We start from the raw sequence: 10747 nt of genomic DNA, 5'->3' as shown, positions 1-10747 counted from the left end.
TACCCGTGAACGTGCAAGGGAGGCTCACCGCCGCCTCCCTTGCAACCCAGGCTCCCGGCGGGAAAATCGTCGCTGCGCGATTCATTCGTCTTATGCCGTCTGCCTGTCGGGTCGGGGCCGAGCCTGCATCCCTGCAGGCCATCCCCTCTGCCCGCATCCCTGCGGGCAGACCCGGTCAGCCGTCAACGCCTCATCGATTTTCAGCCGGACATGGGTCATCGCTTCAACGCTCTGACTTCCAGTAAAATCTGTTTTGCTGTTCAGATATATTCAAATAAAAATACAGATGGTCAGGTGTGGCTGGTCCGGCTGAAAATTGCCGACGTGTTTCCGTAAGGCCGGGAGAACCCGCAGGGATGCGGGTTCAGGGCGCGCTTTGCAAGGACGCTTCATCGCGCCCGGCCCGAAAGCCTGAAGGAATAAGCGGAGGGAACCACGAAGTGGCAATTTTCCGTGCCGGGAGCCGGGATTGTAAAGGGCGTGGCGGAGAACGCCCTTTACACGTTCACAGGAATCGATGTCTCAGAGAAACGATGAACATAAGGTGAACGGAACCCTTTCTCTGAGAGCGCATATTCATAACGTCTACCACACTGGCGATAGTTTCTGAAACTAAGGCGTTCACTGATAAGTATTACCCATCAGCGGGCCAAATAATTAACACATCAAACATTTACCATCATTTCATTCACAGCTATTCTTAATTTGATTGCTTTAAAAACAAGTAATTGAATGCAGAACGAGGCAAAAATGGATTGGTATTTAAACGTATTAAAGAATTACTTTGGTTTTGGTGGTCGCGCGCGTCGTAAAGAATACTGGATGTTTGTGCTGGTCAACATCATCTTCACGTTCGTGCTGGGTATCCTGGACAGAATGCTTGGCTGGGAACGCGCCGGAGGGGAGGGCATCTTAACGACGATTTATGGGGTTCTGGTGTTTATCCCCTGGTGGGCGGTACAGTTCCGGCGTTTGCATGACACCGATCGTTCAGCCTGGTGGCTGCTGGTGCTGCTGATCCCGATCGTTGGCTGGTTGATTATCATCATTTTCAACTGCCAAAACGGGACACAGGGGAGCAACCGCTTCGGGCCCGATCCCAAACAGTTATCCTGACGTAGCATATGTAGATGCCTGATGGCGCTACGCTTATCAGGCCTGCAACATACTCCGTCCTCCAGGCCGGATAAGGTGCAATTGCACCGTATCCGGCGTAACAGTCCGGCTATTTTCCCGCAAACAGTTTCGGGATTTCCCGCAGACACCAGGATTTCGCCTCGCCCATACTGTCTCGCCGCCAGGCCATAATGATATCAATTTCACTTGTCGACTCTGGGCTTACTACCCGCAACCGACCAGCCGCAATATCCTCTTCCACCAGCGGGTACGGCATCGTCGCCACGCCCAGTCCGGCTAACAGCGCCTGACGTTTATCTTCTATCGAACTTACCGTCAGACGAGGTTGTTTATCCAGCAGTTGTACGGTCAACACCGGACGTTCACGCGCGGTATCCGCCACCGCGATACCACGGTATTTCACGCGGGTGACTTCTGATAACGGTTCCGGCTCCTGATGAATAGGATGATCCGGTGCCGCCACATACACATTCATCAGCGAGTACAGCTTGCGCGAGTTGATTTCTGAAGATGAGCGAAAATGCATATCCGGCGCAATCACAATATCCGCTCGCCCTTGCTCCAGACGCTCCCACGCCCCGGCCAGAACTTCGGTGATAACGGAAAGCTGGGTATTGGCCTTCCCGGCAAGCCTGTCGATCAGCGGGAAAAACGCCGCCGTCGGCACCAACGCTTCGGTCACGATAGTCAGATGCGTTTCCCACCCACGCGCCAGCGCTTCGGCATCGGTAGTCAGCTTATCCGCAGCTTCCAGCAGAACGCGTCCACGCTCCAGCAGCATACGCCCGACGTTGGTGAATTTTGTGCGGTGACCTGAACGGTCAAACAACACGACGTCCAGCTCTTCCTCCAGCTTCTGCATGGTATAGCTGAGGGCTGAAGGAACCCGCCCCAGTTCATCTGCCGCGGCGGCAAAGCTACCGCGTCTGTCTATTGCGTCCATGACGCGTAACGCTTCAAGCGTTAAAGCCCTTTCTTTGGCCATCTCGTTCTCATTCAGGAAATTTGAACATACCGGGCAGAATATCTGGCTAACAATGCAGCGTCTAGCCATTTAACATAAAAGGAAGTAAAGAGAGGTCAAGAACTATGATTACTACCCGTACAGCCAAACAATGCGGACAGGCAGACTACGGCTGGCTGCAGGCCCGTTATACCTTCTCCTTTGGACACTATTTTGATCCTAAACTGCTGGGTTATGCCTCGCTGCGTGTTCTGAACCAGGAAGTTCTGGCACCGGGGGCCTCTTTCCAGCCACGTACCTATCCGAAAGTGGATATCGTCAACCTGATCCTCGAAGGGGAAGCTGAGTACCGCGACAGCGAAGGCAACCATATCCAGGCCAAAGCAGGAGAAGTGCTATTGCTCGCGACACAACCCGGGATCAGCTATAGCGAACACAATATCAGTAAAGATAAGCCGTTAACCAGAATGCAGCTCTGGCTGGATGCCTGCCCGCAGCGCGAAAATGCCTGCGTGCAGAAAGCCACGCTGAGTGCCGGTAAGCATCAGCTGCTGGCCTCGCCGGACGGTGAGCAAGGCAGCCTGCATCTGCGCCAACAGGTTTGGGTGCATCATGTTGAGCTGCAACAAGGCGAATCGCTCAGTTTTCAGTTACATGGGCCTCGCGCTTATCTGCAGTCGATCCACGGCAGATTCCATGCGGTGACGGCTGGCGCCGAAAAAGAAGCCCTCACCTGCGGCGATGGCGCATTTATTCGTGACGAAACTAACATAACGTTAGTCGCCGATACCCCGCTGCGTGCTTTGCTGATAGATTTGCCCGTATAGTCATGGAAAACAATGGAGTACGGCTATTGAGCAAGAAAAAAACAAAAAAACGCCAGCCGCAGGCTGAACCGCAAAAACAGGATACGGCGACTTTCGGTTATGAAGAAATGCTGACAGAACTGGAAGCGATTGTGGCCGATGCCGAGCTACGGCTCGAAGATGAAGAAGCCGCCTGAAAGGCGGCTAAGCGTGATGCCGAGTGGCGGCTGCGCCTTACCCGGCCTACAGATTAATGCGCTTTACTGGCCATGATCTCAATGATCTGCTTGTCGGTTTCCTGCATTGAACGACACGCCAGCGCGCACAGATTAGTGATAGATTGCTCCACGTTATGCGCCACAATCCCTTCGTTACCCGTTACGGCAGTATCGTCCAGTGCCATCAGCACCGCTTTCCACGCCGCAGATGCGCTGGTTGAAACTTTCATCGCGCAGCTGTTTGAGGCGCCATCGCAAATCATTCCGCTCACGTCGCCAATCATGCTGCTGATCGCCATCGCGATGGTGTTGTAGCGCCCATCGACAATCCATGCCATACCCGCCGCAGCGCCCATCGCCGCCGTGGTTGCCGCGCATAGCGCGGACAAACGTGGAAGCTGATGATGGATGTAGATTGCGCTCAGGTGAGACAGCATCAGCGCACGCGCCAGTTTTTCCTCATCCGCGCCAAAGTGCTCAGCAACTACCATCACCGGAACGGTGGCGGTAATACCTTGATTACCGGAGCCGGAATTGCTCATCGCCGGTAGCGTCGCCCCCCCCATTCGCGCATCCGATGCCGCACTGGTACGGATCAGAATAGCAGTAGACAGATCGTTTGCCAGCAGGCCACGCGCGCACTGCTTCTCAAGCGTAGTCCCGATGTGCAGGCCCCAGTTGCCGCGCAGCCCTTCCTGAGACAGCGCCCCGTTCAGTTTTGCCGCATCGAGAATAAAGCGGATTGACGCAAACGGCACCGCATTCACAAACGCCAGAATCTCTTCCAGCGAGGTGTGAGACAGGACCGCCAGCGGTGATTCCTGCTCCTCTTCCTGAGTGCTCTCTTCTGTGGCGAACACCACGCCTTTGTTGGTTTCAATGCGCACAACGTTGGTATGGCCGCCAACAATGGTCACGCACGCCCATCCTTCAGCGCTGTACACTTTCGCGCGGGAAAAGAGAATATCTTCGCAAGGCTCCTGCAGCATCACCGTAACCTTCCCGGCGCTCAGCATCGCTTTGGCCTGCGCCACCGCCTCAGCCGAAGCGTCTTTCAGCACTTCCAGCCCGGCTTTGGCGTTACCGCCGATCGCGCCCAGCGCGGCGGCAATCGGTAACCCCACCATGCCAGTCCCCGGAACGGTCACTCCCAGGCCATTTTTCATCAGGTTTGGCGAGACCCACGCATCAATGCGTTCAACCGCGCCTTCCAGCTCAGAGGAGGCGACGGCCGCCGCCAGAGCCAGAGAGATAGGTTCCGTGCAGCCCAGCGCGGGCTTCACTTCTTCCTGCACTGCGCGAATAAAACTATCCCATAATGGATTCAATGTAGTCTCAAACATAACAACAACCTTTGCTCAGATAACTCAGGAAAATGCCAGGAACGGAGAAACGCACAGCAGCAGGCCCGTGATAATAATCAGATACAGAGAGGCGCCTTTGTATTTGTGCAGTGCTGGAACTTTGTAGACCAGCCACGCCGGGATCAGACAACCCACCATGCCGAAGATTGGGCTACAAATAGAGGTGAAGCTCAGTACCGGCGCATTGAGCACAATTGCGCTCCAGGCCAGTAAGATGGCGAAAACCATAATGCCGCGCTGCACCAGGGTTTCATTGATTTTCTCGGCTGGCATTTTACGGCGCAGCACGTTCATCACGATCCCCTGAGTGGCTTCACGAAAGCCTAAATAGACGCCGAAGAAGGCGGTCATTACGGCAAAGATGTTCAGGATAACGCTGACGATTTTCACCCAGCCAGCGCCATCGCCGCTGATAAACTGCGCGGCAATCGCCAGTGCGGAAATGTTCTGCTCATAGGCTTTAACCGCTTCGTCATGACCCATCGCCAGCGTGAAGGAAACGGCGTAGAAAAAGACCGTAACGAACAGAATACCAAACGCGATGTTCATAGCGCGCAGCGCTTTATGACGCGCCACCTCAATGGATTTTTCGCGAGAACGATATGAGATAACCATTGGGCTTAGAGTCTGAATAAACAGGATCGAGGTCAGCGTAAACGGCAGCGTGATAATCGCGTTTTTGATCAGCAGCGCCATCGGCGGCAGCGAACCTACGTTATATAAATGCCACATCCCTACCATCGACACGCCAAGCGCCGCTACCACCAGCAGCTTGGTCAGTACCATACCGGTAGAGATTTTAAACAGCAGTTTTTCGCCGCGCGACGAGATGGCCACCAGGATACAAATCAGCACCAGGCCATAGAACGGGCTGTCGGACAGTAAGCCTTCAGTCACGCCAAACGTGTGCAGATAGGAGGCGCTGTCGTTAGTGATGGCGGTGGAATAGACGAACATCCAGATGACCAGCATCACAAAATACAATGCCCCCAACAGGATGCCCCAGTTTTTACCCAGGTAGCCGCTGATCACGCTCGGGTAGTCTTTACATTCCGGAGATTCAGCCAGCGTATTGATAAACAGACGCTGGAACAGATACATGGCAGGGTAGCCAATAATGGAGGAGAGTAAGAATACCCACAGCCCCATCAGCCCTACCTGGACGGGAAGAAAAACAATCCCCGCGCCGATTGCCATACCGATACTCATAATGACCCAGCCGGTGTCCGTGCTGTCGAATTTAATGGCTTCGCGCCATTCGCTTTCGGTCATTCCCGCCCGACGCGCCGGAGCAGATGCGTCGAGTATTACGCTGCTATTCGTTGCCGTTTCCATAATTTCCCGCTCAATGTGTAGGTAGAGGTTTTTTATTTTTTTCGTACTGCTTAATGCGATGCGCAGTACATAAGATGCAGGTGAGCTATTGGAGTAATGAATAAATGATACGCGCAGGATCAGAGAAAAACTTCACAAACAAACCCCTGTAATTTCTAAAAGTTAAGAAATAATTTCTCTTTTAATGCCATTAAATGTATTAAATTTCTGTTTTTGAAGCAGATCACAACAAAAAATGCGCGATAAAGTGCTAATGCTGATCAGTTAACACCTCACCTTCTGCGTTTTTTGTTAAAACAGCAAAACAGATTTAACTGGAAGTCAGAGCGTTGAAGCGATGACCCCGGTCCGGCTGAAAATCGATGAGGCGTTGACGGCTGACCGGGACTGCCCGCAGGGATGCGGGCAGAGGGGACGGCCTGCAGGGATGCAGGCTCGGCCCCGACCCGACAGGCAGACGGAATAAGACGAATAGCTCGCGCAGCGACGATTTTCCCGCCGGGAGCCTGGGATGCAAGGGAGGCGGCGGTGAGCCTCCCTTGCACGTTCACGGGTAACTGCGTTTCAGAAAAATGACAGCGCTGAGGTGAACGGAACCCTGAGTAAGAATCACATGTTCTCCATACATGCTTAACTGAGCGAAATTACACTAAAGTGCACCTTTTCTATCATGCCAAATTGAAGGATTCATTGCCGGATGGCGGCGCTTACGCCTTATCCGGCCTACAAACACACCCTTTCATCTCAGGTACAAACCACTTTAATCGCCAGGCCACCGCGCGAAGTTTCACGGTACTTGTCATTCATATCTTTGCCCGTTTCGTACATGGTCTCGATCACCTTATCGAGCGAAACGCGTGGCTCAGACGTCCGACGTAGCGCCATACGCGCGGCGTTAACGGCTTTTACCGCGTTGATCGCGTTGCGTTCGATGCACGGTATTTGCACCTGTCCGGCTACCGGGTCGCAGGTCAGCCCCAGGTTATGCTCCATGGCGATTTCCGCCGCAATGCATACCTGCGCAGGGCTACCGCCAAGCAACTCTGTCAGCCCGGCTGCCGCCATGGAACAGGCTACGCCAATCTCTCCCTGACAGCCCACTTCGGCACCAGAAATAGAGGCATTCATCTTATACAGCGCGCCTATCGCCCCAGCCGCCAGCAAATATCGGGCAATCGAGTTCGCATTCACCGGGCGGCGGAATTTATCGTAATAGGCCAATACAGCGGGAATAATTCCGCAAGCGCCGTTGGTTGGCGCGGTAACAACCCGACACCCGGCGGCATTTTCTTCACTCACGGCCAGCGCGAACATGTTGATCCAGTCGATAACGTTCATCGGGTCGCTGGACAGGTTGTCGCTGGAAACCAGCAGTCGCCGCAGCGCCACGGCGCGACGCGGGACGTTAAGCGGGCCCGGCAGGACGCCTTCGGTGTTCATGCCGCGCTCAATCCCGGCGTGCATGACGTCCCAGATGGCGGCAAAACCAGCATCGATTTCCTCTTTGCTGCGCATCGCCAGTTCGTTTTGCATCATCAGGCCAGAAACAGACAACCCGTTGCGCTCGCACAGCTTCAGCAGTTCGCTGGCGGAATGAAAGTTGTAGGGCACGGGTGTTTCAATGTCATGCGCCTGACCAAATTGCTCCTCTTCAACGATAAAACCACCGCCGATGGAGTAATAGGTTTTACTTAGCAGTGTCTCGTTGCCGTGCCATGCGGTAATACGCATACCATTTTCATGGCGCGGCAGCGTTTCGCTATGAAAGAGAATATTTTCGTCTGGCGAGAAATCGACAATATGCGTGCCCTCAGCAACCGGCAAACGTCCGGTACGGGCCACTTCCTGAGTAAAACCAGCGATTGAATCTATATTAACGTTTTGCGGACTGTTACCGGCCAGTCCCATCATGATGGCGACGTCTGTCGCATGACCTTTGCCGGTCAGAGAGAGCGATCCATAAAGATCGACCACGATATGCGTGGTCCTGAAGAGTTCCCCGCTGCTGACCAACAGATCGATAAAGCTTTTACCTGCGTTCATTGGCCCCACGGTATGGGAGCTGGAAGGTCCAATGCCAATCTTGAAAATATCGAATGCGCTAATCATATCCACACCCTCGGATTGCCGTTCAGTGAAGACCAGGTTTCACACTCATTAAGGATCGGGGCGATCCTGCGATCGCCCCGCAAGGGATTACAGCGTATCGCCACGCACGGCGATGGCTTCAATCTCCAGCTTCACATCCTTTGGTAAGCGGGCGACCTGTACGCAGCTGCGCGTAGGGTAGATTGCCTTGTGCTCATCAAAAAACTGCTGGTACACCTGGTTAATGGTGGCGAAGTCGTTCAGATCGGAAACAAAAACGGTGGTTTTGACGATATCGCTCACCTTCAAACCGGCGGACTCGACGATCGCTTTCACGTTTTCCAGACTTTGACGCGCCTGATCGGCCACGTGCTCTGCCACTTCACCGGTCTGTGGACACACCGGAATCTGACCTGAGGTCAACACCATACTGCCCAGATCCACACCCTGTACGTAAGGTCCAATCGCCCCTGGCGCACATTCGGTTGCAATAACTTTTCTCATAACCCCTCCGGCGTTACAGCGCCTGGGTGAAAGTACGTGAAATAACGTCCTGCTGCTGTTCGCGGGTCAGCGCGTTGAAGCGCACCGCATAACCAGACACGCGGATCGTCAGGTTCGGATAGTTTTCCGGGTGCTCAATGGCATCCATCAACATTTCACGGTTCATAACGTTAACGTTCAGATGCTGCCCACCTTCCACATGCGCTTCATGGTGGAAGTAACCATCCAGCAGCCCGAGCAGGTTGGTTTTACGCACGCTATCCTCTTTGCCCAGCGCAGCCGGCACAATGGAGAAGGTGTACGAAATACCGTCTTTGGCATAGGTAAACGGCAGTTTGGCGACCGAGGTTAACGACGCCACCGCACCTTTGCGATCGCGGCCGTGCATCGGGTTTGCCCCTGGCGCAAACGGCGTACCTGCGCGACGTCCATCCGGCGTGTTACCGGTTTTCTGGCCGTACACCACGTTGGAGGTGATGGTCAGAATGGACTGCGTCGGCACCGCATTACGGTAGGTCGGCAACACCTTAATTTTCTTCATAAAGCGTTCGACCAGGTCGCAGGCAATACTGTCTACGCGCTCGTCGTTGTTGCCGTATTGCGGATAGTCGCCTTCGATTTCAAAATCAACCGCCAGACCGTTTTCATCACGAATCGGTTTCACGCGGGCGTATTTGATAGCCGACAGTGAATCCGCCGCTACGGACAGCCCCGCCATACCACAGGCCATCGTGCGATAAACATCACGATCGTGCAGCGCCATCAGCGAAGCTTCGTAGCTGTACTTGTCGTGCATGTAGTGGATGATGTTCAGCGCGCTGATGTACTGCACGGCCAGCCAGTCCATAAAGTGGTCCAGGCTCTCCATCACCGTGTCGTAATCCAGCACTTCATCCATTAGCGGCGCCGTTTTCGGCCCGACCTGGATTTTCAGCTTCTCATCCACACCGCCGTTGATTGCGTACAGCAACGTTTTGGCGAGGTTGGCGCGCGCGCCAAAGAACTGCATTTGCTTGCCGATAACCATCGGGCTTACGCAGCAGGCAATGGCATAGTCATCGCTGTTAAAGTCAGTACGCATCAGATCATCGTTTTCGTACTGTAAAGACGAGGTGATGATGGACACCTGAGCGGCATATTTTTTGAAGGCAATCGGTAGCTGCTCGGACCACAGTACCGTCAGGTTCGGCTCAGGCGCCGGCCCCATGGTGTGCAGCGTATGCAGGTAGCGGAACGAGTTTTTGGTCACCAGCGTACGGCCATCCAGCCCCATACCGCCGATAACTTCGGTTGCCCAGATAGGGTCGCCTGAGAACAGGGTGTCGAATTCCGGCGTACGCAGGAAGCGCACCATACGGATCTTCATAATGAAGTGATCGATCAGTTCCTGCGCCTGCTGTTCGTTTAAAATTCCCGCTTTGAAGTCGCGCTCAATGTAGATGTCGAGGAACGATGCGGTACGGCCCAGCGACATGGCGCCGCCGTTCTGCGATTTCACCGCAGCCAGATAAGCAAAGTACACCCACTGTACCGCTTCCTGCGCATTTCGCGCCGGACGGGAGATATCGCAGCCATACTTCGCCGCCATTTCCTGCATTTGCAGCAGAGCGCGACGGTGTTCAGATAGCTCTTCACGCAGACGAATCGTGGCTTCAAGATTCTGCCCCCACTCCAGATTCGACTGAAGATCGGCAAACTGCAGTTCACGCTCACGCACCAGATAGCGGATACCGTACAGCGCGACGCGACGGTAGTCACCGATGATACGGCCACGACCATAGCCGTCCGGCAGACCGGTCAGTACGCCGGATTTACGGCAACGCAGCATATCCGGGGAATAAGCATCGAATACCCCCTGGTTGTGGGTCTTACGCAGGTCAGTAAACAGGTATTCAAAATTAGCGTCCATCTCACGACCATAAGCCTCAAAAGAGCTTTTGATCATGTTGATGCCGCCAAACGGATGCAGGGCGCGCTTGAGCGGCGCATCCGTTTGCAGACCGACGATTTTTTCCAGTTCTTGTTCAATATAACCGGCGTCATGCGCGGTTATCGTAGTGGCAATATTGGTATCGAAATCAACCGGCGCATGGGTCGAGTTTTCAATACGGATGCCCGCCATAACTTTTTCCCACAACGCCGTGGTTGCTGGCGTTGCTTCGGCGAGGAAAGATTCATCCCCTTCATAAGGCGTGTAGTTGTGCTGAATAAAATCACGGACATTAATTTCTTCTTTCCAGTCCGTACCTTTAAAGCCTTTCCAGGCTTCGGCATACAGCATATCGCTGGTATCGATATTTACCTTCATGAAAAATAATCTCTCTGCTGAAA

At 53.9% G+C, this 10747-nt stretch carries 10 protein-coding genes; 4 read left to right on the top strand and 6 right to left on the bottom strand.

Annotated elements, in window-relative coordinates; genetic code table 11:
- Both OGV69_RS03440 and OGV69_RS03435 read left to right on the top strand, forming a co-directional pair.
- Positions 1–245: hypothetical protein (locus OGV69_RS03440; RefSeq protein WP_227409215.1), on the top strand; the 245-nt coding region annotated here is incomplete at its 5' end.
- A 505-nt stretch (positions 246–750) separates the two neighbouring features.
- Positions 751–1116 carry a DUF805 domain-containing protein gene (locus OGV69_RS03435; protein WP_038642883.1) on the top strand — a complete coding sequence of 122 codons (366 nt, stop codon included), beginning with the start codon at positions 751–753 and terminating at the stop codon, positions 1114–1116.
- A gap of 109 nt (positions 1117–1225) precedes the next feature.
- Here the strand turns inward: OGV69_RS03435 and yhaJ are convergent, their stop codons facing one another.
- The gene (gene yhaJ, locus OGV69_RS03430; RefSeq protein ID WP_016154624.1) at positions 1226–2122 is read right to left on the bottom strand and encodes a DNA-binding transcriptional regulator YhaJ; all 897 of its coding nucleotides are present in this window, start codon (positions 2120–2122) and stop codon (positions 1226–1228) included.
- Between the two features lie 104 nt (positions 2123–2226).
- On the opposite strand from yhaJ, the gene OGV69_RS03425 reads away from it, so the two are divergent.
- The gene (locus OGV69_RS03425) at positions 2227–2928 is read left to right on the top strand and encodes a pirin family protein (protein ID WP_005131482.1); all 702 of its coding nucleotides are present in this window, start codon (positions 2227–2229) and stop codon (positions 2926–2928) included.
- A gap of 26 nt (positions 2929–2954) precedes the next feature.
- Complete coding sequence (locus OGV69_RS03420; RefSeq protein ID WP_165353574.1) at positions 2955–3104, top strand: protein YhaL; 150 nt, start codon at positions 2955–2957, stop codon at positions 3102–3104.
- Between the two features lie 53 nt (positions 3105–3157).
- On the opposite strand, the gene OGV69_RS03415 is transcribed toward OGV69_RS03420, so the two are convergent.
- From OGV69_RS03415 to tdcE, 5 genes are all read right to left on the bottom strand, one after another.
- Positions 3158–4468, bottom strand: a complete 1311-nt coding sequence (locus OGV69_RS03415; protein WP_038634094.1) for an L-cysteine desulfidase family protein — start codon at positions 4466–4468, stop codon at positions 3158–3160.
- Positions 4469–4492: 24 nt separating this feature from the next.
- A complete protein-coding gene (locus tag OGV69_RS03410; RefSeq protein ID WP_038634097.1) occupies positions 4493–5824 on the bottom strand; it encodes an SLC5/6 family protein in 1332 nt (443 codons plus the stop codon).
- Positions 5825–6568: 744 nt separating this feature from the next.
- Positions 6569–7933 carry an L-serine ammonia-lyase gene (gene tdcG / locus OGV69_RS03405; RefSeq protein WP_038634099.1) on the bottom strand — a complete coding sequence of 455 codons (1365 nt, stop codon included), beginning with the start codon at positions 7931–7933 and terminating at the stop codon, positions 6569–6571.
- Positions 7934–8020: 87 nt separating this feature from the next.
- The gene (locus OGV69_RS03400; RefSeq protein ID WP_038634102.1) at positions 8021–8416 is read right to left on the bottom strand and encodes an enamine/imine deaminase; all 396 of its coding nucleotides are present in this window, start codon (positions 8414–8416) and stop codon (positions 8021–8023) included.
- Positions 8417–8429: 13 nt separating this feature from the next.
- Positions 8430–10724: a 2-ketobutyrate formate-lyase/pyruvate formate-lyase gene (gene tdcE / locus OGV69_RS03395; protein ID WP_069324376.1), complete on the bottom strand. Its 2295-nt coding sequence runs from the start codon at positions 10722–10724 to the stop codon at positions 8430–8432.
- Positions 10725–10747: the final 23 nt, after the last annotated feature.

The sequence above is a fragment of the Citrobacter sp. Cc139 genome, assembly GCF_030334645.1.
Classification (GTDB): domain Bacteria; phylum Pseudomonadota; class Gammaproteobacteria; order Enterobacterales; family Enterobacteriaceae; genus Citrobacter; species Citrobacter werkmanii.
This window is presented reverse-complemented; position numbering and strand designations above follow the sequence as displayed.

Coding starts and splice junctions, on each gene's coding strand:
- OGV69_RS03435 (WP_038642883.1), top strand. CDS start 751: ATGGATTGGTATTTAAACGTATTAAAGAATTACTTTGGTTTTGGTGGT.
- yhaJ (WP_016154624.1), bottom strand. CDS start 2,122: ATGGCCAAAGAAAGGGCTTTAACGCTTGAAGCGTTACGCGTCATGGAC.
- OGV69_RS03425 (WP_005131482.1), top strand. CDS start 2,227: ATGATTACTACCCGTACAGCCAAACAATGCGGACAGGCAGACTACGGC.
- OGV69_RS03415 (WP_038634094.1), bottom strand. CDS start 4,468: ATGTTTGAGACTACATTGAATCCATTATGGGATAGTTTTATTCGCGCA.
- OGV69_RS03410 (WP_038634097.1), bottom strand. CDS start 5,824: ATGGAAACGGCAACGAATAGCAGCGTAATACTCGACGCATCTGCTCCG.
- tdcG (WP_038634099.1), bottom strand. CDS start 7,933: ATGATTAGCGCATTCGATATTTTCAAGATTGGCATTGGACCTTCCAGC.
- OGV69_RS03400 (WP_038634102.1), bottom strand. CDS start 8,416: ATGAGAAAAGTTATTGCAACCGAATGTGCGCCAGGGGCGATTGGACCT.
- tdcE (WP_069324376.1), bottom strand. CDS start 10,724: ATGAAGGTAAATATCGATACCAGCGATATGCTGTATGCCGAAGCCTGG.